Source organism: Fictibacillus sp. UD (genome assembly GCF_043558025.1).
Lineage (GTDB): Bacteria > Bacillota > Bacilli > Bacillales > Fictibacillaceae > Fictibacillus.
This window is the reverse complement of record NZ_JARUHH010000001.1, coordinates 97,969-122,692: the sequence shown is the minus strand read 5'-3', so window position 1 is coordinate 122,692 and position 24,724 is coordinate 97,969. Positions and strand designations below refer to the sequence as shown.

Below are 24,724 nucleotides of genomic sequence, written 5' to 3'. Positions count from 1 at the left end.
AGCTAAAGTAAAAGCACTGTGCAGTCAATAGCACAGTGCTTTTTTGATTACAATTGATTCAATCCATGTTCTAAATCAGCCCAAATATCTTCCCATGCTTCAAGACCTACAGACAAGCGTAGCAGTTGATCACTGATCCCCATCTGTACTCTGTTTACCTCTGGAACGACAGCATGTGTCATCGTAGCAGGATGCTGAATAAGTGTTTCAGCGTCACCAAGGCTTACAGCAATCTTAATTAGTTTTAAGTAATTCATAAACTTCTGAGCCGTTGCCTTGTTACCTTTTACCTCAAAGCTTATCAATCCGCCTGCATTTGACATCTGTCTGTTCGCAAGCTCATATTGCGGGAAATCTGAATCACCCGGGAATAATACTTTACTTACAGCATGGTGTTCTTTTAATAAATTCGCCAGCTTCTTTGCATTATCGCAATGACGATCCATTCGAACTGGAAGTGTTTTTATTCCACGAAGAAGCAGCCAAGCATCAAACGGTGACATGACGCCGCCAATATCTTTTTGTGTTGTCATGGCTAGATGACTCATCAGCTCTTTTTTACCTACCGCAAGACCACCTATCACATCACCATGCCCACATAAATATTTAGTAGCACTGTGTATTACCACATCGCAACCTAATTCAAGCGGACGCTGAAGATAGGGAGAAGAAAATGTATTATCAACTACAACAGGTATTCCATGTTCTTTAGCAATAGCAGCTACCATTTTTAAATCAACAAGCTTCATTGTTGGATTAATGGGTGATTCAATATAAATGACTGTTGTATGATCGGTAATCGCTGATCGGATGGACTCTTCATCGTTCATCGGATGAAAGTTATGTGTAATGTGATACTTTTCCTCCATAAGCTTCAGAAGTCCAAACGTACATCCATACACTCCTTCAGAACAAAGAATATGATCCCCCGTTTTGGTCAAACCAAGTAAAATGGCAGATACTGCAGCCATTCCTGAACCAAATGCAAGTCCTTTTTCTCCATTTTCCATAGCCGCAATCCGTTCTTCTAACATCGCAACTGTCGGATTGCTCAGTCTAGAATATATATAACCTTCCTGCTCTCCAGCAAACCGTGCAGCACCTGTTTCAGCACGATCAAAGACAAACGTAGATGTCTGAAAAATCGGAGGTGACAGGCTTCCGCTATGCTGATCAGCATTGTATCCCTTGTGAATCACTTCTGTTTCAAAGCGTTTTGTGTCCATTTTTACTTCTCCTTTTAGGGCGTTTTAAAATGTAAGCGCTTTCTTAATACTATCATATAGAATTTGAAGACAATTTACAATTTGTCCCGAAAAATGTTCTATGTATTTGTGATATAGTTGACATAGCTAGAGAAAAAAGTTTATACTGTTCTTTGTGTAAAATAAGCGGCACTGTGTCCATCATTTGTTTTATTTTGTACCCTGATTTTTGTAATCTGGGAACATCGTGTAGCTTCATGGCTGCTGAAGTGAAGTTGTTTTTTATACAAAATAGGCTTATGAAAAGGTCATAGTCACTGTTATTGTTTTAACACAAAACAAACACGTGAAGGAGGAGTCAATTATGGCTCGATATACAGGTTCAACATGGAAAGTTTCCCGTCGTCTTGGAATTTCTCTAAGCGGAACAGGAAAAGAATTATCAAAGCGTCCTTACGCTCCAGGACAACACGGTCCTACACAACGTAAAAAAATCTCTGAATACGGTTTACAGTTACAAGAGAAGCAAAAGCTTCGTTACATGTACGGTGTAAACGAGCGTCAATTCCGCCGCATTTTTGATGATGCTGGAAAAATGACTGGTATCCACGGTGAAAACTTCATGGTTCTTTTAGAATCTCGTTTAGACAACGTAGTTTACCGTCTTGGTCTTGCTCGTACTCGTCGTGCTGCTCGTCAATTAGTAAACCACGGCCACATCACAGTTAACGGAAAGCGTGTTGACATCGCTTCTTACCGTCTATCTGCTGGCGATGTAGTTGGTGTTCGTGAAAAATCTCGTAACTCTTCAGCTATTAAAGAAGCTATCGAAGTAAACAACTTCGTACCTGACTTCTTAACGTTTGATGAAAACAAAATGGAAGGTACTTTCACTCGCTTACCAGAGCGTTCTGAACTTCCAGCTGAGATCACTGAACAGCTTATCGTTGAATTCTACTCTCGTTAAGCGACACGCTTCTTAAAGAGTAGTTACAAAAACCCTAAAATCCCTTATGTATCAAGGGATTTAGGGTTTTTCTTTTTTCTGTGCTTTGTATAAATTTAGTATTCTCCCATAGTCATTTGGGGAAGAACTCTAGGGAGCATTTACATTATTGGACAGGCGCCTAATATTTATGAAAAGTGTTTAGAATATTTTCTGAAAAATGAAGGTGTTAATTAGCAATCTTAAATGTTTGAGAGTGAAAGTATAATCCGTATATTTTAGTTATATTCATTCAAAGACCCATTTAAAGATCATTTTTATGTAATTTTCTTCTCCTATATAATTATAGGGTTCTTTTTCGTGAAATTCATAACTCCATTTTGAAACCATAAAATCAGCTTTTGCCAAATTTATTACGTGGGATTCACATTTTTCAATATCTTCTTTTGAAAATTGACTGTTAAAAATTATATTTTCACCTATTTGATGAGCAATCCAATTACGAGATATTCTTCCATTATGTAATATACTTATATTATTGTTAGAAATTTTAAAGAGTTTTTGGGCCCCTTTTAATGTTTTTAGAGATTCACCTAAGAGTAAACCATTTAGTTTATCAACATATGATAGATATTCCTCAGTCATAAAGTCTAGTTTCTCTTCCTCTAATTTAGAAACAAGTTCTAGCCATTTAACCATTTCTTTGCAGGTAAATTCATATTTTTGACTTAGCAACAATAAGCGTCCGACTATTGGAGAATACTGTTTCATAGTAATTAAATCATTTGATGTTAACCACATATTTTTCCCTCCTAATAAATGACTAAAATAAAAATGGAAAATCTTAGCTATAAACGAATGAAAATTTAGCTTTTCTCTCTAATTAGAATCTTAAAAATGTTAAAGAACAGTTGAATGTAACTGTCTTTCAATCGAAACTCTAGCTATAACTTTTTATTTTATTTTGTCTTCCTTTTTGTCTAAGTCATTCATTAATCTATGACAGTTTGGACATAATGCTAAATATAATTTTCTGCTGAATCATCAAAAATCTCGAAAAGAAACACCTCAGTGTTTTTATCTTCCGCTTCAACTGATTTTTATTTTCTCGTGTTAGCTTCTGAATCCCCAATCAAGCCACTCCCTGTGTAATGAAGAAATCCGTTCTTCCATTCATCTTCATATGGGAACTAAAATAATCCCTAATAAGAACTATGGTATTAGTAGTAAGTAAATATCTCATCCCATTATAACAATTGTGTTTAAACAATTCTTGAATGTAATAAGTACTAGAACCTTTCCCTACCGATAAACCGGGATTAAAGCTCACTTCTAAACACTCTCCATTTATTAATTAGCATTAGTTTCCATTTTCAGTTATAATTCTACCATATAATTCCTTAGGGGAAGAGGATATAAATGTTGTATAAAGTTTTAGCTTCTAAACTCTTAGAGACAATTGAATCTGGAAAAACAAAATATTCATTTACAATGTGTGGATTTCAGTTTGGTTTCGAGCACAAAACTGATAATTCTGGGCAAATGGCTAAAGTTGACTTTGACAATATTCAGACAACCAAAGATAAACAAGGGTACTTCGATTTTATAGGTATTACAGTACCATGGTCAAAAATTACTCATGATCAGCTTTTTAAATACCTTTTGTCTTCAACTACTTAGAGGAAAGTGAGTAGATTTGGAGAGGAATTAAGCCCAAGTGTTTTGAACTTAATGATCATATAAGTAAAGAAAAAACCAGATACTCTTGAGCCTTTTGATTTTAATGTTTAAACAAGAAATAAATTTTGGTAGAGAAGATTGGCAAAGATGAGCACTAATTACCAAAGACCGAGAGATTTAATTATGGGTTATATAAAGATGATGTACAAGCATAACAATGTTAAGTTATTATCACGCTATAAAAACTCCGATGGATTATTATTACCGCCTAAAAACGATTCTGAGGCAGAAGCTTTGTTTATAGGTGAAATTAAAGAAAAGTTCCGAGCTCATATTAAGGATAAAGACATTAATAAACATATAAAAAATATCGGCAACAAAAGTTAAAAACGGCTCCAATAGAATAAAGCCAGCCTATGGGTTGCTTTTTCATTTATCTTCAATAAGAACAAATGTTCATATGTAATTATCCTAAAAGGAGTGTTTCATTTGAGGTACGATATTATGTTTTCTGTTAAGTGCCCTACCAAAGGAAGAAATGTTACTGTGATGGATTTTCAAAAAGCTCGAATGATTACCTTTTCATTAGAGGAAATGAGATGGAAAACGATCTAAAAAAAATTTAGAGGAGTAAATTGGAAAGGGTTAAGACAGGGTATTGGGATTATACAGGCAAAGATAAATTGTAGGTTCAGTTGTTTTTTGAAGCTTGTGTAGACCTAAGATAAATTGTAAAATTAATTAACAAATTGTTCCTGAATGAAAGGAAGAATCATATGTTAGATAAGGCTATAACAGAAATATTAAAAGAAATGCCTGACTGGTTTTATCCTCTCGCCGCAATTATTATACTCATGTGCTTAGGTTTTGTAGCTTGGTGGATTTTTATTGGTGCAAAAAGATATTCTGACGCTTTGGTTAGAGAGAACCGAGTAATTACATTACAAGATGAAATTGCTAAGGAAAAGGAAAAAAGTAAAATTAGTCTGGGTTTATCTTCACAATTAAAAGTTTGCTTGGAAAATGTTCAAGCACATATCTATTCATTAAATGAATTCAGATCTAATACCGATGAAGAAATTATAAAATCAACTCATCATTTTGTAGAAAGAGTCATAGATAGTCTTGTTTCAGATGTGAAATTCGATCCAGGAGAACGGCACCGTTGTGCACTATGGTTTGAGGAAGAAGGGGAATTATTTATCCTATGTGGAAGTTCAGGTTTTTCACAATCATATATTGAAAACAGAAGATTGGATACTAATCGTTCAGTTGCAGGAAAATGTTTTAGAAAGAAAGAAATTATTAAGAGAGACAATGTTTTAGACGACGAAGATTGGGAAAAGAACCCTAATTCAACTAGCAAGTATAGTGCTTTAATATGTATCCCCACGGGTGCATGGGGAGTTTTAACAATTGATGCTTTGTCTCCTATGAGAGAAGAAGTAATAATTATAGGTCAATTATACGGAAAAATTATTGAGGGTATAATAAACGAATATACTAATTCAATAGCCAGACATGTAGAATCTAATGCTCCAGAAGATGAGGCAGCAGCATCAGGAGTATAGTGTATCACTTAAAGGAGTGATTAAAATGAATCATAAACTAGCTTTTGGAAAAGTCGCTGCGCGAAACGCGTTTGCACATGGTCAAATATCTTTAGGAGAATACAAACAAATCATACAGGAACTTAATCAAAAAGAAGTTGCAGAAAAAAAATTGAATGCCCGAAAATTTGAAAATGCAAAGTCCCATATAGTAAAGCATAATAGTCAAGGTAAACTTATTGATGTAAAGACTTCCAAGACTGATGCAGTTAATGTTGGAAAGCTATTTAATTCTAAATCATCCGGTCGAAAGAAGGTACATTCTTCAGGGAGATATTTTGACTATATTAGAATCAAATGAGTACACAAAACAGCCCACCTATTAGGTGGGCTGTTTTGTTATTTGACTCGCAAAACTTGTCCCACATAAATGGTGTAATTATCATCAAGACTGTTCCAATCTTTAATCTGTTGAACAGTACTACCATATGGTCTACTTAAGGAATTAACGGTATCTTGAAGAAAAATCTGTACAAGACTTCGAACATGCACTAAACATGTAACTGGGAAAATTTTGGGGGAGGTTTTATTATTAAACCTTTCAAACCCCATGAAGACTAGGTTTTTTGAAACTATTGAATTCTCGTTAATAAGAGTAATGAATTATAAAAGATCCTTAAACCTGCTTGCTTGTGATTCAAGCTGTCGAGCCGCAGTCTCGATCCCCATAAACTCTTGCATTGCTTGTTCGATCAATTGCTGGTTACTTGAAATCCCAATTTGAGAACGATGTGTCACGTCACTGATCTTGTTTATCTCTCCAGCGATACCTGCGATATGCGAGTTCACCTCTTGTATTGAATCTTGAACACGGTTGGCTAATTTTCTTACTTCAACTGCTACGACGTTAAACCCTCTTCCATGGTCTCCAGCACGCGCAGCTTCAATCGCTGCATTAAGCGCTAACAAGTTTGTTTGTGCCGCGATCTCCCTAATTGTTTTAACAATGTCTTCAATTGAAGAAGCTTGTTTTTTAAGAGATTCCAGAATTGATAAATTTTGTTTGGATTCCAATACCAAATTTTTGGTTGAAGAAGATATTTCATCGCTTTTCTTTAATCCTTCTTCAGCTCTATAAAGAAGCTCAGAAGACATTTGTTGTAACTGTAAAGCGACTTTAAGCGTGTTTTCTTCTCTCTCTGTTATATCCGTTGCAATTTTAACAACAGCTACTACTTGATTGTTTTCATCACGAACAGGAGTATAAGTTGCTTCTAACCAGATCAAACGCTTTGTTTTAGTAACACGCTGAATTTTTTCCTGAAACGTCTTTCCTTCTCTAAGGCTTCTCCAAAACAGCTCATATTCTCTGCTTCTGATGAATTCATCTGTACAAAACTGCTTATGTAACATCAATGGCATTTCATCCACGTGATATTCCATTGTTTTTGCAAAGTTTTCGTTTGCCCATAGGACTTTTCCTTGAGTATTAAATTCAATCATTGCTACAGACCGATCAATGGCTGCAAGAACAGCACTTTCATTTAAAACTTGTGAGCTTTTCTCAGATCTTTTCTCAATGATTAATGACATATACATAGCCCCAATTTCTTATGTTTTTTCTAATTTTATACTACTAAGGTACTAATTGCTAATCAAATGTTTCAATTTTAAAAATAATTTAACACTTTTTTGATATATCGAAAATGGTCCTACTTTTACGAGGCAGCGTTTCAGTGCAATAGTCAAGATTTCCCTCAAAAAAAGTCCGATTCTCATCCTAACAACCCACTCAGCACACAAAGTCCTGAATTTCATTTCCACAATTAAATAAGCCTGCACCGAATATAAGAATTCTGTGCAGGCTTTTTATAACTATAAGTAACGCTCTTTTCTAAAAATTGTTGCTTTCAAATTTTGTCTTCTAAGAATGTTGATTTAAGTGACTCCTCGAAAATTGAACATCAAATTTTCTCCGTGCGATGTGTCAAATAAAATCAATCTACTTCTTTACCCATACTTTCTTGAAGGATGTAGAACCATTGCTCACGTGTTAAAGGAATGTTTGCTGCATTTACTGCAGATTGGATACGCTCCATTTTTCCGCTTCCAACAATCGGCATGATTTGTGCAGGGTGGTTTAACAGCCATGCATACGCTACTTCATCAATGGAAGATGCTTCTGTTTCACCTGCAACTTTTTCAAGAGCCTTTTTCACTCGCAGACCTTTTTCATCTTCCCCTTTAAATAATCTTCCACCAGCTAATGGAGACCAAGCCATAGGTCGAACTTTTTCTTTTTGAAGATGATTGATCGTACCGTCAAAGAAAGGATTTTCGTGAAGAACGGACAACTCAATTTGGTTCGTTACAAGCTGACCATCAAATTCACGCTGCAGCATTTCCATTTGAGCAGGAGTAAAGTTAGAAACACCAAAGTGTCTAACCTTTCCTTCTTTTCTCAGTGTGTGAAAAGCATCTGCTGTTTCAGCTGGGTCCATAAATGGATCTGGACGGTGGATCAATAGCACATCTACATAATCCGTATTCATTTTTTGCAATGAATTTTCTGCAGATGCGATAATGTGCTCTTTGCTCGTATCGTAGGATTTGATTGTGTGATTTGGACGATTTTCAGAGATTAGTTTGATACCGCACTTTGTCACGATTTGAATATCTTGACGTAAAGAAGGCTTAAGTGTCAGTGCTTGTCCGAAAAGTTCCTCACACATGTAGTTTCCATAAATATCAGCGTGGTCAAACGTTGTAATACCTGCCTCAATACATTTTTCCATTAAAGAAAGAAGCTCTTCAGGTGAGAGGTTCCATTCTGCTAATCGCCAATGTCCGTGAACGATCTGTGAGAATTGAAGGTCTTCAGCTAATTGAATTTTTTTCACAACTAACACATCCTTTATTCAAATTAGATAGGAACCCTATTTTCTAGGGTTCCTATCGTTTTTATTTAGTATCTGATCAGCGTGTACTTTTTCTTTCCGCGTCGTACAATAACAAACTTATTTTCGATACGATCTTTTTCACCAATCATATAAGTTGTATCTTGGACCTTTTCACCGTTAATAGAAACAGCTCCATTTGTTACATCTTCTCTAGCTTGGCGTTTAGAAGGAGAAATTTTCGCCTCAACAAGCAGATCTACAATGTTCAATTCCTCATTGTTTTCTACCGTGAAAGAAGGAACATCCTTAAAGCCTTGTTTGATTTCAGCAGCAGTCAGTTCAGAAAGAATTCCACTGAAAAGTGCTTCAGTAATCTTTATAGCTTGCTTGTAGGCTTCTTCACCGTGAACAAGTGTTGTTACTTCCCTTCCTAAAGCTTTTTGAGCTTCACGTTTTTCTGGTGCTTCAGCTAGGGATGCTTCAAGAACTTCAATTTCTTCTTTTGATAAGAAAGTGAAGTATTTAAGCCAATTGATTACATCCGCATCTGCAGCGTTTACCCAGAACTGGTAAAACTCATATGGAGTCGTTTTTTCAGCATCTAGCCAAATCGTGCCTGAAGCTGTTTTCCCAAACTTTGTACCATCTGCTTTTGTGATTAACGGGATTGTTAAACCAAAAGCTTTTTCTTCTTCACCAGAACGTCTGATTAATTCCATACCAGCCGTTATATTACCCCACTGGTCACTTCCACCGATTTGAAGCTTTACGTTCTCTTTTTGGAAAAGATTAAGAAAATCATATGACTGTAAAATCATATAAGAGAACTCAGTGAAAGAAATACCTGCTTCTAAACGGGAATCAACAGAGTCTTTCGCAAGCATGTAATTAATCGAAAAGTTTTTACCGACATCACGCAAAAATTCTATCATTGTAAGCTGGCTTAACCACTCATAGTTATTCACTGTTTTTGCCGGATTAGCTTCTCTTTCAAAATCAAGAAGTCTTGAAAGCTGATTTTTAATTTTTTCTGTCCATTGAACAACAATCTCAGCTTCGTTCAACGTTCTCTCTGTTTGTCTTCCGCTTGGATCTCCAATCAATCCTGTACCTCCGCCAACAAGAGCAAAAGGCTGATGGCCAGCTTCCTGAAATCTTCTTAAAGTAAGAATCGGCAATAAGTTTCCAATATGGAGACTGTCTGCTGTAGGGTCAAAGCCGCAGTATAGCTTTACGATCCCGCTTTCCAGTTCTTTTTGAAGTCCTTCTTGGTCTGTGATCTGATTTAGCAGACCTCTAAATTCTAAATCCTGTAGAATGTTCATGTTTTCTTTCCTTTCTTTTTTTTATAAGATTGTGCTCGTATACAATGTTGCATTTGAAAGAAGTTGATTTCCGTTACAGATGCTCGCTTTCCGCGGGGCGTGCGGTGAGCCTCCTAGCGCTTTGCGCTGTTAGGAGTCTCTCCTGCCCCACTCATCCCGCAGGAGTCTCGCATCTTCCACTACAACCAACTTGGCAATGAAGAGAATAACACTGAGCCAGAAAGCAATAAATCTTAGAAAAGAGCCCTTAAAACCAATAAAAAAAGTCCCTTTCCAGTTGGAAAGGGACGTGATGACAATCTCGCGGTACCACCCTAATTAAAAGCTAATAATAGCTTTTCACTTCATTCCGTAACGGTTTTATCCGTTCTCTGCTACTTATGTTCACAGAGACAGCTCCAGGAGGTAATTCACAGCATGCCTTTGCACTGGTTCGCATCAACCACCAGCTTTCTGATACAGGGAGACACCTGCTACTGATTCCTATCTTCGCTTTCGCCATATTAATCTTCATTTATTTTTACCATAGAGATGAATTTCATGTCAATCTTCTCAATTCAAAAACTGTATTCTATCATAATTCGACCTTATGTTATAATACACAAGGGGGAGGGATTACCAAATGATGTCTCATTTTGATGGACTTAAGCAAAAATGGGAGAAATTTGTCCACTTTTTGAAAGAAAAAAGAATTATTCGAACAGCACGAATTACATATAACGTCACATGGAACATGTTTTTGATTTTCACTGTACTATTCATTCTTGGTGGTGTTTTCGCAGCAGGAGTTGGAGCAGGCTTCTTCGCTTCACTTGTAAAAGACGAACCTGTCCGCGCCTACTCTTCTATGAAAGAAGACATTTACAACTATGAAGAAACGAGCACGGTATTTTTTGATAACAATCAATACATGGGCAAACTTCAATCAGATTTAGACAGACAGGAAGTAAAATTAAAAGACGTTTCTCCTTACGTCATTAAAGCTGTCATTTCTACAGAAGATCAATATTTTTATGAGCATGATGGTGTCGTGCCAAAAGCCATTTTCCGAGCTATGTATGAAGAATTTTCTGGTGCCCCAATCGTTACCGGCGGCAGTACGCTAACACAGCAGCTCATAAAGAATCAAATATTAACAAATGAAGTATCTTTTGACCGAAAGGCAAAAGAAATTCTTCTAGCGATGCGTCTTGAGAAAGTTTTGAAAAAAGACGATATTCTCGAAGCTTACTTAAACATCGTCCCTTATGGACGTAATTCATCAGGCAGAAACGTCGCTGGAATACAAGCAGCATCAGAAGGAATATTTGGAGTGCCTGCTTCAAAATTGAATCTCGCACAATCTGCATATCTTGCAGGTCTGCCAAAGAACCCTTTCGTTTACACACCGTTCAGTAAGGGTGGTGAACAGAAAGAGGACATGTCAGCTGGTATCAAACGTATGAAGACCGTACTCAGCCGTATGTTATCAGCGGGATCTATCACACAAGCTGAATATGATGAAGCAATGAACTATGATATTCAAAAGAACCTAACGAAGAAGCAGCAATCCTCTTTTGAAAAATACCCAGCTTTAACAGTTGAAGTTCAGCAGCGTACCATTGAAATATTAACAAAAATTCAAGCCGAAAAAGATGGTAAAAAATTCAAAGACTTAACTCCTGAAGAACTAAAGGAATATGAGGATAATGCCCGAGTTCAAGTGAGACAAAAAGGCATAAAGATTCATACGACGATCAACCAAAAAATATATGATGAGATGCAGGCAGTTATCGCTAACGGTAATCTGTTTGGACCAGCAAATGAATTTGTTGGAAATAAAAAATTAGAAAAACCTGAGCCAGAGGAAGTCGGCGCTACCCTCATTGACAATAAAACGGGTAAGATTATCAGTTTCGTAGCCGGAAGAGATTTTAATCGCGAACAAACGAACCATGCCACAGTCATGAAAAGACAGAACGGTTCTACTATGAAGCCATTACTCGCCTACTCTCTTGCACTTGAAACGGGTAAAGTTCAGCCAGGATCGATTGTGCCTGATACTCCAATTCAATTTGGTGACCATTCTGTTGGTAACTGGGATGGAAAATATGATGGGCTTGTTTCGGTAAGGCATTCCTTAAAATGGTCGAGAAACACGCCAGCCATTAGAAGCTATATGCGCGTGAATACAGATGAAGCTCTAGATAGGCTAGCACGGATGGGTGTTACTTCTTTAAGTCCGAGAGACAGAGGAGCACCAGGTCTAGCTATCGGTGGTATGACGAACGGTGTTACCGTTGAAGAAAACACGAATGCCTTTGCAACTTTTGCAAATGGAGGTAACTTCTTAGATGCGTACATGATTGAAAAGATAGAGTCCAATGATGGTGATTTAATCTATCAACATAAATCAGAGCCTGTCCAAGTTTATTCTCCGCAAACATCCTATTTACTGGTTGATATGATGCGTGATGTTGTAAACGGTGGGACAGGAAACCACATAAATCGTTATCTTGCTTTTAATTCAGATTGGGCAGGAAAATCAGGTACGACAAATGATGATTATGATTCTTGGTTCGTCGGTTCAAATCCGAACGTATCCTTAGGGGTATGGCTTGGTTATGATACACCTGACTCACTCGTTAAAGGTGATGGCGGAACAGGAAAACGAAATCAGCGTATATGGGCACTGCTCGCTAACGCAGCCTACAAACATTCACCGCAGCTAATGGATCCTGAGCAAAGATTTGCGATGCCTTCAGGAATTGTACGCCGTGAAATCTGCGGTATCTCTGGTAAACTGCCTTCTGACCTTTGCCGAAGTGCTGGTTTAGTTACGACTGATTTGTTTAATGCGAAATTCACACCAAAAGAAGTGGACGACACACTTACAAAAGGACGTTACGTTCTTGTTGGAGATGCGAAATATAAAGCACTTCCTTCTACACCACAAGAGTTCACAAAAGATGGTGTTTTGATCAAAGAAGAGTTCTTAAAAGAACTGGGCTTAGAAGCATTAAATAAATTAACAAAAACAACGAATCTTTTAGATAACATCGTTCCAGAGAAAGAATTAAAAGAGAATGGTAAAGTTCCATCTCCTGTCGCTGGAACAAAAATGTCTGATGGTGTCCTATCATGGTCTTCTCATGGAGAGAGTGATGTAATTGGTTATCGAATCTATCACTCTGCTGACGGCAGTTCGTTTAAAAAGATCGGTTCTGTTACGGCTGATAAAACGTCTGCAAAAGTACCAAACGGGGTTGTTTACGTAACAGCCGTTGATATTGCTGGTAAAGAATCTCCTGCCCAAACGAAAGTTCAGGTTGGTGAAAAGAAACCAGCGGAACCAGCAACTCCTCCACCGCCAACAGGTGGAGATAAGCCTGGAGAACCACAAGATCCGCCACCGCCACCAGCAGAGCCTGGTAATGGCGATCCGCCTCCAGCAACTACACAGGATAAAAAGAAAGACAAAAAAACCTCGAATTGATTTCGAGGTTTTTTTCTTGTGTATGATTTTAGTCTTCCATCGTAGACAGATCACCTGTTGGAAGATCCAGTTCCCACGCTTTTAGAACGCGACGCATAATCTTACCGCTCCTAGTTTTTGGAAGCTTATCACGGAATTCAATTTCACGCGGAGCTGCATGTGCTGCTAAACCTGATTTTACAAAACTGCGAATTTCTTCAATCAGTTCATCACTTGCTTCATAACCAGAACGAAGCGCAATAAATGCCTTGATAATTTCGCCGCGAACAGGGTCTGGCTTACCGATAACACCAGCTTCTGCTACAGCCGGATGTTCAACTAGCTTGCTCTCCACCTCAAATGGTCCAACTCGCTCACCAGAGGTCATGATTACATCATCAATTCTTCCCTGGAACCAGAAGTAGCCATCTTCATCCATATAAGCAGAATCCCCAGAAACATACCAGCCTCCAGGAGTAAAGTAGGAATCATATTTTTCAGGATTATTCCAGATGGCACGCATCATAGATGGCCACCCTTTTTTAATAGCTAAATTACCCATTCGATAAGGCGGTAAGATGTTGTCCTGATCATCAATGATTGCCGCTTCAACACCAGGGAACGGTTTACCCATCGATCCTGGTTTGATTTCCATGGCAGGATAGTTGCTGATCAGCTGTCCGCCTGTTTCTGTCATCCACCAATTGTCATGGATACGGAGATTGAACACCTTCATACCCCATCTTACAACTTCAGGGTTAAGAGGCTCACCTACACTTAAAATATGACGCAGCGACGACATATTAAACTTCTTAACCACTTCATCTCCCGCACCCATAAGCATACGGAAAGCAGTTGGTGCGCTATACCAGACTGTAACACCATAATTTTCAATCGTTCCATACCAATCTTCTGGAGAAAAACGCCCCCCGCGGATAACGCTTGATGCTCCGTTTAACCATGGACCGAATATTCCATAAGATGTTCCTGTTACCCAGCCTGGATCTGCTGTACACCAATACACATCGTCTTCTTTTAAATCTAGTACCCACTTAGAAGTTTGATAGTGCTGAAGCATCGCGTTATGAACATGCAGCACCCCTTTTGGTTTTCCAGTGGAACCTGATGTGTAGTGAAGAATTAACCCATCTTCACGATCCACCCATTCAATATCAAGGTCCTTTGACGCTTTTTTCATACGATCATAATAATTTACATATGGTCCTTCTTCTTTTGCATCCTCATCTACCAAAATTACATTCTTCAATTTTGGCAGCTCATCAACAGGCACACGCTCTAGAAGTGAAGGGGTAGTTACAAGCACTTTAGCCTCACTGTCTTCAAGTCTGTCGCGTACCGCACCTTCCATAAACGCTTCAAACAGTGGTCCTACGATTGCTCCAAGTTTGATTGCACCAAGGAAAGTAAAATATAGTTCCGGTGAACGCGGCATAAAAATGAAGACGCGGTCCCCTTTTTCAACACCAACTTGACGCAGCATATTACCCGCTTTGTTTGACATTTCTTTCATGTCTTTAAATGTATACTTTTCATCTCTTTTTTGATCGGAAAAGTAAAGAGCTACTTTGTTTTTACGATGGGATGCTGCATGACGGTCAATGGCTTCATACGCCATATTCACTCGCCCTGTTTTGTGCCAGGAGAATTCTTTCTCAATGTCCTTCCAATCAAATGCTCCGTATGCTGCCTCGTAATCTTGCAAATTAAAATCACCTTTAATTATCGGAAGCGCTTCCAGTTTCATTGCTAAATCTCCCTTCCCTATTGAATATCTATTCAAGTATATCATATTATCTAAATTTTTTAACTTATTAGAACTATCTATAAAAACCATATGTAAACCCTTACAATTGTCTTTTATCATGTATAATAGAAGTTGGAAACAAACCTAGGTGGTGTGAAAATGAAACATATTAAAACTTATAACTGTGTAGCTCTGAAAACGAGTCACGGAACAATTACCGTTGAAGGTCCGGTTTCAGCAGAAACCTTAGAGAGTCTCACCTTTCACGAAGATTTAAAAGCATTCAGACCAGCTCATGAACAAAAAAAAGCGGTGACTGAAATAGCGAGACTTGATGAAGGAAGAATCATTATCGCAAGAAATAAAGATACCGTTATCGGTTATGTTACATACGTCTATCCTGACCCGCTTGAGCGCTGGTCTGAAGGCAACATGGAACGTTTACTAGAGTTGGGTGCTATTGAAGTAATTCCGGATTATCGCAATTTCAAAGTTGGTAAAACACTTTTAAAAGTTTCCATCATGGATGATGCGATGGAAGACTATATTATTATCACAACTGAGTATTATTGGCACTGGGATTTAAAAGGTACAAAACTATCAGTCTGGGATTACCGCAAAGTTATGGAAAAGATGATGAACGCAGGTGGTCTGGAATATATGGCTACAGATGATCCTGAGATTAGTTCACATCCGGCAAATTGCTTGATGGTTCGAATCGGAAAGAGAATTGACTTAGATACAGTCCAGCAATTTGACCGTCTGCGATTTAAGAATCGTTTTATGTATTAGAACTTTATAGAGAAAACAAAGTGGGAGTGGTACATGATGATCGTTCAAAATATGATGCAAAAAAATGTTGTAACGATTCATGAAAACGAAACGATCGGTACAGCTTTAAAACTAATGCTAGAGAGTGATGTTCGAAACCTGCCTGTTCTTGATGAGAATGGCAGTTTATTAGGACTCGTTACAGACCGAGAAGTAAAAGATGCCAGCCCTTCTATCTTTCACCAAAATGAGCATCCGGAAGATTTTGAGAAGCCTGTGTCCAGCATCATGAAACGCGCAACGTTTACAGCACATCCGTTTGATATAGCAGAAGAACTATCGACTATTTTTTATGAACATAACATCAGCTGCATTCCTGTACTTGAAGAGAAAAAGCTTGTTGGCCTTGTTACAGAGCGTGAAATGCTGCATGCGTTTATACAATTGACGGGCACTCATCAGCCTGGATCTCATCTCGAGGTTGCAGTCCCGAACGAAGCAGGTCAGCTGGCTAGGGTTGCGAGTGTGTTGAAAGACTTTCACTTGAATATCAGCTCTGTTCTCGTCTATCCTTCTCATAATGAAAAGGAAAAGATCATTGTTTTTCGGGTTGGAACGATGAATCCCCTCCCTGTCATTGAACACTTGATCGATAACGGCTATGAAGTGAAATGGCCACCTGTTCCGGGTAAACACCATGAAAAATGAGTCCGTTTTTGTCTATTCACAAGATCTTTTAGGATATAAGTTTAGTGAAACTCACCCTTTTAATCAGCTCAGAGTGCAGCTCGCATATGAGTTGTTAAAAGATACAGGGTGTCTGGATGACGATCAGATCGTCACTCCGAGAAAAGCAACGGATGAGGAGATCATGCTCATTCATGATAAAGGGTATGTAGAAGCGGTTAAAAAAGCGGGAGAAGGACAGCTTAACCAGGAAATTGCTTTAAATTATGGGCTTGGTACAGAAGATACACCGATATTCCCTAACATGCATGACGCAAGCAGCTGGATTGTAGGAGCCACGTTAACTGCCGTAGATTGGGTGATGGAAGGAAAAGCGAAACATGCTTTAAGTTTAAGCGGCGGACTTCATCATGGATTCAGAGGAAAAGCATCTGGTTTTTGCATTTATAATGATAGCTCAATCGCAATTGAATACATGAAGCAAAAATACAATGCACGTGTATTGTATGTGGACACTGATGCCCATCATGGAGATGGTGTTCAATGGGCATTTTATGACGATCCTGACGTATGTACATTATCCATTCATGAAACGGGAAGGTATTTGTTTCCTGGAACAGGATCAATCCATGAAAAAGGTGCAGGAAAAGGATATGGCTTCTCATTTAATGTACCTGTGGATGCTTTTACAGAAGATGAATCGTTCTTAGAATGCTATGAAAAGAGTCTGTGGGAAGTTGCTGAATTTTTTAAGCCCGATGTTATCATTACGCAAAATGGGGTGGATGCTCATTATTATGATCCATTAACCCATCTGTCTGTTACGATGAAGACGTATACGGAAATCCCTAGAATCGCAAAAGAAGTAGCTGAAAAGTATTGCGGCGGCCGCTGGATTGCTACAGGCGGAGGCGGCTATGATATTTGGCGTGTAGTACCAAGGGCTTGGTCTTATTTATGGTGTGTGATGAATGGACAAGCTCCTTCAGGACAAATCGCTGAGAACTGGCTAGAGCGATGGACAAATGAATCGAAGCACCCGCTTCCTCGTACGTGGGAAGATGAGTCTGGGATCTATAAGCCCATACCAAGAAAAGACGAAATCACATCAAAAAACAGAGCAACATTAGAAAAAAGTCTATATTCCATTCGAAAAAGTTCATAAAGAAAAGAGGACTAAGCGTTTTTAGTCCTCTTTTTGTGTTTGAAAAGTTGTTTGAGAGTGATTTCGTTGCGCATTTTCATATTAATTCCAAGGTAATAGGAAATATATCCACGGTAAATTTAATTAATTCCACGGTAATTAAAATTAATTCCGCGCATAAAAATTTTTATCCGATTTTCGACATTACTTAGAGCTCAACAAAAAAACTGACCCCTCAAATGATGAGTCAGTTATTGAATCCTATTCTATAATGCTTCTATAATGCTCTCTACCATATCAGAAGAACGTCGTGCTGCTAGTGCTGTAAACTCAGCAAAGCTAGCCGGAGCTTCTCCATTTGCTTTATCTGAGATCGAACGGATAATGACAAACGGTACTTCGTTAAGGAATGAAGCTTGAGCAACTGCAGAGCCTTCCATCTCAATACACGTTCCATTAAAAAGGGCCGAATATGTTTCTACCAGCTCACGGTCAGCTATGAATTGATCACCGCTTAACACTTTTCCGACTTTAACTTTAGGACCATATAGTCGTTCAGCAGCATTCTCTGCTAATTTAACGAGTTGTGCATCTGCTTTAAATTCAGAATCAAAAGCAAACATAGGAATCGTTCCTTTTGGAAAGTCTGGACTTAGAGCGGAAGCATCAATATCGTGCTGCATCGCACTCGATGATATCACGATGTCTCCTACTTCGAGTTCAGGATCAAGTGCACCAGCTACACCAGTAAAAAGTACATGAGTAACTTGAAATCTATCGATTAAGATTTGAGTGGTTATCGCTGCATTTACTTTTCCGACACCAGACTTACACAACACGACTTCTTTGTTGTGATGTGTGCCTTCATAAAATTTATTTTGTGCAAAAACACTTTCCCCATATATATCAAGTGCTTCTTTCATATAAACGATTTCCTCGTCCATCGCACCGATGATGCCAATCTTCACTTCTCCCACCTCAACACTTCATTATTGTTTTGTAGAATCTCTGAACTGAATACGGTGAGGCAATACAACCGTATGTTCTTCTACCGTTTCCTTGTTCATTAGTTTAGTCAGCAATCGCATTGCAACTGCTCCGATATCGTACATCGGCTGAACAACCGTGGATAAAGTAGGACGAACCATGGTTGCAAGTCTTGTGTTGTCAAATCCAATTACTTCGATATCTTCAGGTACCTTAAGACCTCTGTCTTGAGCACCATGAATAACACCTAAAGCCATTTCATCCGTACCTACAAAGACTGCTGATGGCTTATTGCCACTGTCCAAGAAGCTTTCAACAGCTTCGATACCTGAATCGTATGTGTATTCTCCAACGAAAACTTGGCTTTCATCTACTTTCTTACCGTGTTCTTCTAAAGCTTTTCGGTACCCGTTAAACTTGTAATATCCGTTGATTGGATCTTCAAGTGGTCCCGTAACCATCGCTACAGAAGAATGCCCTTTTTCAAGTAAGTGGGATACCGCTTCATATACGGCATCTTGATAGTTAATGTTTACAGATGGAACTTCTTCGTTCATGTCTACTGTTGCTGCCATTACGATGGGAACAGCTGCACGCTTGAATTCTTCTACATGTTCTTCTGTGATCTTACCGCCCATAAATACGATTCCATCTACTTGTTTACCGAGCAAAGTATTTAATAGATGAATTTCTTTTTCCTTATTCTGATCCGAGTTACACAGAATAATGTTGTATTTATACATAGTTGCGATATCTTCTATTCCACGTGCTAATTCCGCAAAAAAGATGCTGGAGATATCCGGAATGATAACACCTACAGTTGTTGTTTTCTTACTCGCCAGTCCTCTTGCAACCGCGTTTGGACGATAGCCTAGTCTCTCTATGGCTTCTAGTACTTTCTTTCTCGTTGATGGCTTAACGTTAGGGTTTCCGTTAACTACACGTGAAACCGTTGCCATTGAGACACCTGCCTCGCGAGCCACATCATAAATTGTTGTATTCAAAAAAAATCCTCCTTATATACTGCATATCCGACAGCTTATGTAATGCTATTATCATACGATAAAGTAGTAAAGTAGGCAACGAATAGGGACATGTTTCACGATATATTCATACATTTATAAAAGAAATAAATATGAGACTCCTGTTTTGCTTATTTTTGGCGAAAACAGGAAGAATCATACTCTTTTTAGACAGCTTCTTTACACACTAAAAAAACCGGCAGCTTTCATCTGGTGATGCTGACCGGTTACATTGTTTCTTTGGGCTGTTGTCGCAAACTTAGTTGTTATTGAAAGTGGTTGATTTCCGTTCCAGGTGCTCGCTTTCCGCGGGGCAGGCGGTGAGCCACATTCGGACGTTTCACTCTTAAGTGTCTCACCTGCCCACCTGTCCCGCAGGAGTCTCGCACCTTGCACTACAATCAACTTCATGAAGAATCTTCCAAGATAACCCTTAAGCAAAAATCTTTAATAAAAGACAAGACCTTTTGATTTAAATCAAACCAGCTGGTTCATCTTTAGAAAACCTGATGAAACAAGCTTCTCTACAAATTGCTCGAATTCTTTTATGTTCATTTGCTGAGCTGCATCGGATAAAGCAACCGCTGGGTCTGGATGGACTTCTGCCATTACTCCATCTGCTCCAATTGCTAAAGCAGCTTTTGCTGCGGGAAGAAGCAAGTCTTTTCTGCCTGTTGAATGCGTGACATCTACGAAGACAGGAAGGTGCGTTTCTTGTTTTAAGATCGGAACTGCTGTTATATCTAACGTGTTTCGGGTTGCTCTTTCATACGTCCGAATTCCTCTTTCACAAAGAATGATTTGTCCGTTTCCTTGAGACATGATGTACTCTGCTGAGTTAATAAACTCTTCGATCGTTGCTGCTAGTCCTCTTTTTAATAGAATCGGCTTATTAAGCTTACCTGCTTCTTTTAATAGCTCATAGTTCTGCATGTTTCTAGCGCCGATCTGAATGATATCTAGATATTCACATGCCTCCTCAAGGTCTTGCGGGTGAACGATCTCACTGATCACTGCACAGTTGTATTCATCTGCAACTCGTTTTAAAATTTGAAGGCCTTCCACTCCTAAACCTTGAAAATCATATGGCGAAGTACGTGGTTTAAAGGCACCTCCACGCAAGATTTTAAGACCATTTTTCGTAATCGCCTCTGCAACTGCCGCGGTTTGTTCATAGCTTTCAACCGCACAAGGACCTGCAATTAAAATAGGGTTTCCGTTTCCGACATGCGTTTCCTTAACCGATACAATCGTATCCTCGGGCCTTTGTTTTCTAGAAACAAGAAGTTCTTTTTTATGATCATCCTCTTGCAGTTCAAGACCTGCTTTAAAGATTTCTTTAAATAGATGCTGAAGTGTGCTCGTTTCAAATGGTCCTTCATTATCTGATGATATAAGATTCAGCATATGTCTCTCTCTTACAGGGTCATACTTCTTCATCCCTTGTGCTGATTTAATCTTGCCGATTCTCTGAACAAGCTCACCTCGTTTATTGATTAAGGCCAATAGCTCTTTATTCACATCATCAAGTTCTGTCCGTAATGCGTTCAATTCTAGATGATTCATATATGTGCACCTCAGTATTTATATATTGTAAGAAATATGATACATTTCTAATAATTGGGACGTTTGCTATAACTCTGCATTCGACTACTACCATTACGTCTATCGTATCAAAAAGAGGTGCCTTCGTGGACAAAAATCTTTTATTTGCACTAGATATCGGCACACGTTCGGTTGTCGGTATGATTTTAAGGCAGCACACAAACGGAAAGTATGAAGTTTTGCATATGAAAACAATAGAGCACGATGAAAGATCCATGCTCGATGGTCAGATTCATCATATACCTGCCGTTGCAAAAGTAATTAAAAACATAAAGAACCAGCTGGAACTCGAAGTGGGGCCACTTAATAAAGTTTGTGTGGCTGCAGCAGGAAGGGCGCTAAAAACGGTAAAAGGCCGTTCTGAAAAAGATATCTCACTAAACGCGGTTTCTTTACAACAAGAAGTTATACATATGGAGCTTGCAGCTGTTCAACAAGCGCAGTATCAGCTAGCAAGCCTATTAGATGAAAAGTCAAACCTGCTCTACGATTGCGTAGGATATTCGGTGCTACACTATTACCTGGATGACCATGAGATCGGAAGTTTTATCGGACAACAAGGAAATATAGCCAGTGTGGAAGTAATTGCTACTTTCTTGCCAAGAGTGGTTGTTGATTCTTTAATGAAGGCATTACAAGAAGCTGACCTCGAAATGGAAGCACTAACCTTAGAGCCGATTGCAGCGATCAATGTGCTCATTCCTTCTTCAATGAGGAAGTTGAATGTTGCACTAGTAGATATCGGGGCAGGAACATCAGATATTGCCATAACGGCACAAGGAACGGTCGTCGCCTATGGAATGGTACCGATAGCAGGTGATGAAATAACAGAAGCCGTAAGTTCTGAGTTTCTGTTGGATTTTCCGATCGCTGAACAAATGAAGCGTTCTCTTATCGAGAATGATGAATATGTCGAGTATACAGATATACTTGGTTTTCCATCTAAAAAAAGTAAAGATGAAGTAATTTCTGTGATAGAAAACGCCATAGAAAACTTGGCCGATGGTATTACACGTGAGATTATCCAGCTAAACGCAAAAGCACCCCAGGCTGTAATGCTTGTAGGAGGCGGCAGCTTAACACCCACTTTGCGTGAAAAAATAGCGAAAAAACTAAACCTTCCCATAGAACGTGTAGCCATTCGCGGTATTAATGCTATACAGTCATTAATACCGACTCTCAAGGATGAGGGTCCTGAACTAGTGACTCCCGTAGGTATCGGAATTGCAGCTAAAGAGAATCCAGTAAAATATGTGACGGTGACGGTTAACGGAAAAATGATCCGTTTGTTTCAAGTTAAAAAGCTGACGGTTGGAGATGCACTGATTGCAGCAGGTGCCAATCTTTCTAAACTTTACGGAAAACCTGGAATGGGATTAATGGTACGTTTAAACCAAAAAATGAAGACGTTCAAAGGGGAAATAGGGTCACCTCCTGTAATCAGTATGAATGGTACAACTAGCACCATTACAGATGAAATTGTTGAAGGTGCTGAAATCACTTACGAAGAAGGAAAAAATGGGGATGATGCTGTTATCTCTGTTAAAGACGCTTTTCAAAATCATACTGTTAGAACCTTATATATTAACGGAGTACTAGAAAAAATTGAAACTAGCTATTATGTAAACCAGCAACTCGTTAGCCCAGACGCTACATTAAAAGACAGAGATGACTGTTTAAGTCTTTTTCCTTCAACGATAACCGATATTCTTGATTTAAAAGGATGGGTAATAAACTCGGGGGATTCTAGCTTTTCAATTTTGATTGATGGTAAGCCCGTAAAACTATCCCATACTTCTCAACATACACTATGTTTGAATGGTCAAGTTTTAACAGATCAAGATGTGTGGAGCGACGGAGATCACCTAACATATGAAAGCATAAGAGACCAGCAAATAACTTTAAAAAAGGCAACTGAAGTTCTAGACGTTAACTTGATTCAGTCATGTACCATTACTTTTAATGGCGAAGAAATAACGTTAATCCGGCCTCTCTACACATTCTATCGAGATGGAGAAGAATTGCATGCCGAATCCATTCTGATGCCTAATGATGAACTAATGATGAAAAAGAGGGATCATCACCCTTTTATTTTCCAAGATGTATTTACACAGGTAGAATTAGCGATCCAGCCACAACCTGGTGAAAGTCTTGTTATCTTAAAAAATAATGAAAAAGCAGGTTTCCAAACAGAAATACAAACAGGTGATCACTTGATTCTTAAATTTGAAGTACTCGTTTAATTGATTTTCCACTTCAATCCAAAGAAAAAAGCGCAGCAGAATTCTGCTACGCTTTTGTTTTTTCATTTGCTTGAGCAAGTTTTTTATTCGTAATGTTCCAGTGAGAATCATGCCAAACCACTGTGTTACCTTCAAAGATTAATACTTGTGGTGATTCATGCTTCACACCTGTTTGTTCTGCAATTAAATTGGAAAGAGGTCTTGAATCTTGTACGTTCAAGTAATATAGCGTTTCGCTTTCATGATCAGCTGCAAACTTTTGGAATTCCTTAAACGCTTCATGACTGACAGGGCATGTCGTGCTGTTTTTCATGATAATGATACGGTTTCTTTGCTCTTTTACTAAATTCCAATCTTGTTCGTTGTGTAATTGAATAAGTGACATATCGAATTCTACCTCCATAATAAAAAGAAAAGAAAAAGAAACAAGTTCTTTTTCTTATCTTTTCATATTTACACTTTACTTATCAATATTTTTGCTCTACTAGTTCTTGTTCATTTGCAGGATCGTAATCTAATTGTCCTTCGTCCTGGATATCGTCTGTAATCTCACCATATAACTCGGACGCGTTTTCTTCTTCTTTTAAACGCCACTTATCAATGTCTTTGCGAAGATTAGAAGTTAAATCTTTCACTTTTGTTGCAACTTGGTTTGATTGCTCAGAAACTGTACGAACAATATTGGAGGATTTTTCACGAGCCAAATGAGAGAACTCGTTACTTTTATCCTTTAGATATACCGCCTGTTCGTTCAGGTCGCTGCGTAATTCCTTACCTGCTTTTGGCGCTAATAATAACGCTGCTGCAGCCCCTAACATACCACCAACAAGAGCACCGATAATAAAATCCTTGCTGTCAATGTTTTGATTGTTGTTGTTGCTCATTTACACTCCTCCTCTAGAATATTGTCTTTGTGTTGTTTCAACATTGGATTTTTTGAGTTTGTATTTCTCCCATAAATTCAATGCTGCGTTACCCCATTGAACCGCTTGCGATATTTGCTTAGACTGCCGCTCTGTTTCAACCGTTATTTGGTCAGTTACTTTGCGGACAGATTGGTTCACCTTTTGAACAGATTGACCGAAATCTTGTACTGCGGAAAAAACATGGTTAAGAGAATCTGATTTCTTTTGAACATCCTCGGCTAACTGGTTTGTCTTATGTAACAAATCGGTTGTCTCGCGCGTTACGCCATCTAATTGTTTTTCTAGACTTTCTAGCGTTACCGCGACATGATCGAGGGTGGTTTGTAAAGATTTCAAAGCCCTTGATAAAAAATAAACGAGTACGACAAATGCAACTGCGATTAGAGCTACACTGATTGAAATAATAATTTCCATTAAACGAGACACCTCCTGAAAGTATATTATTGCTTTTTCCCGAGTTTTTATCAAAGGAAACGTGTTTTATTAAGTATTCTTTCTGATTCGTCAAAATCCT

General features: G+C 38.5%; 23 protein-coding genes and 1 other annotated feature. Of the genes, 10 read left to right on the top strand and 13 right to left on the bottom strand.

Annotated elements, in window-relative coordinates:
* Positions 1-47 precede the first annotated feature (47 nt).
* The gene (gene megL / locus P8610_RS00640) at positions 48-1,226 is read right to left on the bottom strand and encodes a methionine gamma-lyase (protein ID WP_394602739.1); all 1,179 of its coding nucleotides are present in this window, start codon (positions 1,224-1,226) and stop codon (positions 48-50) included.
* Between the two features lie 343 nt (positions 1,227-1,569).
* On the opposite strand from megL, the gene rpsD reads away from it, so the two are divergent.
* Positions 1,570-2,172 carry a 30S ribosomal protein S4 gene (gene rpsD, locus P8610_RS00635; protein ID WP_394602738.1) on the top strand — a complete coding sequence of 201 codons (603 nt, stop codon included), beginning with the start codon at positions 1,570-1,572 and terminating at the stop codon, positions 2,170-2,172.
* 267 nt (positions 2,173-2,439) lie between these two features.
* Here rpsD and P8610_RS00630 read toward each other — a convergent pair whose 3' ends face one another.
* Positions 2,440-2,952 carry a hypothetical protein gene (locus P8610_RS00630; RefSeq protein WP_394602737.1) on the bottom strand — a complete coding sequence of 171 codons (513 nt, stop codon included), beginning with the start codon at positions 2,950-2,952 and terminating at the stop codon, positions 2,440-2,442.
* 621 nt (positions 2,953-3,573) lie between these two features.
* Here P8610_RS00630 and P8610_RS00625 point away from each other — a divergent pair.
* The 4 genes from P8610_RS00625 (at position 3,574) to P8610_RS00610 (ending at position 5,742) form a co-directional block, all read left to right on the top strand.
* Positions 3,574-3,831 (top strand): hypothetical protein, encoded by a 258-nt coding sequence (locus tag P8610_RS00625; RefSeq protein WP_394602736.1) that lies wholly within the window; start codon positions 3,574-3,576, stop codon positions 3,829-3,831.
* 147 nt (positions 3,832-3,978) lie between these two features.
* Positions 3,979-4,218: a hypothetical protein gene (locus P8610_RS00620; protein WP_394602735.1), complete on the top strand. Its 240-nt coding sequence runs from the start codon at positions 3,979-3,981 to the stop codon at positions 4,216-4,218.
* A gap of 389 nt (positions 4,219-4,607) precedes the next feature.
* Positions 4,608-5,402, top strand: coding sequence for a hypothetical protein (locus P8610_RS00615; RefSeq protein WP_394602734.1), 795 nt, complete (start codon positions 4,608-4,610; stop codon positions 5,400-5,402).
* Between the two features lie 25 nt (positions 5,403-5,427).
* Positions 5,428-5,742, top strand: coding sequence for a hypothetical protein (locus P8610_RS00610; protein WP_394602733.1), 315 nt, complete (start codon positions 5,428-5,430; stop codon positions 5,740-5,742).
* Positions 5,743-6,044: 302 nt separating this feature from the next.
* On the opposite strand, the gene P8610_RS00600 is transcribed toward P8610_RS00610, so the two are convergent.
* From P8610_RS00600 to tyrS, 3 genes are all read right to left on the bottom strand, one after another.
* Positions 6,045-6,974 carry a methyl-accepting chemotaxis protein gene (locus P8610_RS00600; protein WP_394602731.1) on the bottom strand — a complete coding sequence of 310 codons (930 nt, stop codon included), beginning with the start codon at positions 6,972-6,974 and terminating at the stop codon, positions 6,045-6,047.
* A 404-nt stretch (positions 6,975-7,378) separates the two neighbouring features.
* Positions 7,379-8,281 (bottom strand): aldo/keto reductase, encoded by a 903-nt coding sequence (locus P8610_RS00595; protein ID WP_394602730.1) that lies wholly within the window; start codon positions 8,279-8,281, stop codon positions 7,379-7,381.
* 65 nt (positions 8,282-8,346) lie between these two features.
* A complete protein-coding gene (tyrS, locus tag P8610_RS00590; RefSeq protein ID WP_394602729.1) occupies positions 8,347-9,606 on the bottom strand; it encodes a tyrosine--tRNA ligase in 1,260 nt (419 codons plus the stop codon).
* A 280-nt stretch (positions 9,607-9,886) separates the two neighbouring features.
* Positions 9,887-10,105: a binding site (T-box leader), on the bottom strand.
* Positions 10,106-10,231: 126 nt separating this feature from the next.
* Between tyrS and P8610_RS00585 the strand changes: the two genes are divergently transcribed.
* Positions 10,232-13,081 carry a transglycosylase domain-containing protein gene (locus P8610_RS00585; protein WP_394603087.1) on the top strand — a complete coding sequence of 950 codons (2,850 nt, stop codon included), beginning with the start codon at positions 10,232-10,234 and terminating at the stop codon, positions 13,079-13,081.
* A gap of 28 nt (positions 13,082-13,109) precedes the next feature.
* Here P8610_RS00585 and acsA read toward each other — a convergent pair whose 3' ends face one another.
* The gene (acsA, locus tag P8610_RS00580; protein WP_394602728.1) at positions 13,110-14,825 is read right to left on the bottom strand and encodes an acetate--CoA ligase; all 1,716 of its coding nucleotides are present in this window, start codon (positions 14,823-14,825) and stop codon (positions 13,110-13,112) included.
* Between the two features lie 159 nt (positions 14,826-14,984).
* On the opposite strand from acsA, the gene P8610_RS00575 reads away from it, so the two are divergent.
* Genes P8610_RS00575 through P8610_RS00565 form a run of 3 tightly spaced genes read left to right on the top strand, consistent with a single transcriptional unit; the run spans position 14,985 to position 17,448 of the window.
* Entirely contained in the window at positions 14,985-15,617 is a 633-nt protein-coding gene (locus P8610_RS00575) for a GNAT family N-acetyltransferase (RefSeq protein ID WP_394602727.1), read from the top strand.
* Positions 15,618-15,650: 33 nt separating this feature from the next.
* Positions 15,651-16,304, top strand: coding sequence for an acetoin utilization AcuB family protein (locus P8610_RS00570; RefSeq protein WP_394602726.1), 654 nt, complete (start codon positions 15,651-15,653; stop codon positions 16,302-16,304).
* Positions 16,294-17,448 (top strand): acetoin utilization protein AcuC, encoded by a 1,155-nt coding sequence (locus P8610_RS00565; RefSeq protein WP_394602725.1) that lies wholly within the window; start codon positions 16,294-16,296, stop codon positions 17,446-17,448. The genes P8610_RS00570 and P8610_RS00565 overlap by 11 nt, the downstream gene beginning before the upstream one ends.
* A 245-nt stretch (positions 17,449-17,693) precedes the next feature.
* On the opposite strand, the gene P8610_RS00560 is transcribed toward P8610_RS00565, so the two are convergent.
* From P8610_RS00560 to P8610_RS00545, 4 genes are all read right to left on the bottom strand, one after another.
* On the bottom strand, positions 17,694-18,395 hold the full coding sequence (locus tag P8610_RS00560) for a 5'-methylthioadenosine/adenosylhomocysteine nucleosidase (protein ID WP_394602724.1): 702 nt from the start codon (positions 18,393-18,395) through the stop codon (positions 17,694-17,696).
* 21 nt (positions 18,396-18,416) lie between these two features.
* On the bottom strand, positions 18,417-19,418 hold the full coding sequence (ccpA, locus tag P8610_RS00555; RefSeq protein WP_289494813.1) for a catabolite control protein A: 1,002 nt from the start codon (positions 19,416-19,418) through the stop codon (positions 18,417-18,419).
* A gap of 284 nt (positions 19,419-19,702) precedes the next feature.
* Entirely contained in the window at positions 19,703-19,825 is a 123-nt protein-coding gene (locus tag P8610_RS00550; protein ID WP_394602723.1) for a hypothetical protein, read from the bottom strand.
* Between the two features lie 88 nt (positions 19,826-19,913).
* The gene (locus P8610_RS00545) at positions 19,914-21,002 is read right to left on the bottom strand and encodes a bifunctional 3-deoxy-7-phosphoheptulonate synthase/chorismate mutase (protein ID WP_394602722.1); all 1,089 of its coding nucleotides are present in this window, start codon (positions 21,000-21,002) and stop codon (positions 19,914-19,916) included.
* Positions 21,003-21,127: 125 nt separating this feature from the next.
* Between P8610_RS00545 and P8610_RS00540 the strand changes: the two genes are divergently transcribed.
* The gene (locus P8610_RS00540) at positions 21,128-23,284 is read left to right on the top strand and encodes a cell division protein FtsA (protein WP_394602721.1); all 2,157 of its coding nucleotides are present in this window, start codon (positions 21,128-21,130) and stop codon (positions 23,282-23,284) included.
* Positions 23,285-23,330: 46 nt separating this feature from the next.
* Here P8610_RS00540 and ytxJ read toward each other — a convergent pair whose 3' ends face one another.
* The 3 genes from ytxJ to P8610_RS00525 all read right to left on the bottom strand — a co-directional run bounded on the left by ytxJ (position 23,331) and on the right by P8610_RS00525 (position 24,624).
* The gene (ytxJ, locus tag P8610_RS00535) at positions 23,331-23,669 is read right to left on the bottom strand and encodes a bacillithiol system redox-active protein YtxJ (protein WP_289494809.1); all 339 of its coding nucleotides are present in this window, start codon (positions 23,667-23,669) and stop codon (positions 23,331-23,333) included.
* Positions 23,670-23,751: 82 nt separating this feature from the next.
* A complete protein-coding gene (locus P8610_RS00530; protein WP_394602720.1) occupies positions 23,752-24,168 on the bottom strand; it encodes a YtxH domain-containing protein in 417 nt (138 codons plus the stop codon).
* Positions 24,169-24,624 carry a DUF948 domain-containing protein gene (locus P8610_RS00525; RefSeq protein ID WP_066243823.1) on the bottom strand — a complete coding sequence of 152 codons (456 nt, stop codon included), beginning with the start codon at positions 24,622-24,624 and terminating at the stop codon, positions 24,169-24,171.
* Positions 24,625-24,724: the final 100 nt, after the last annotated feature.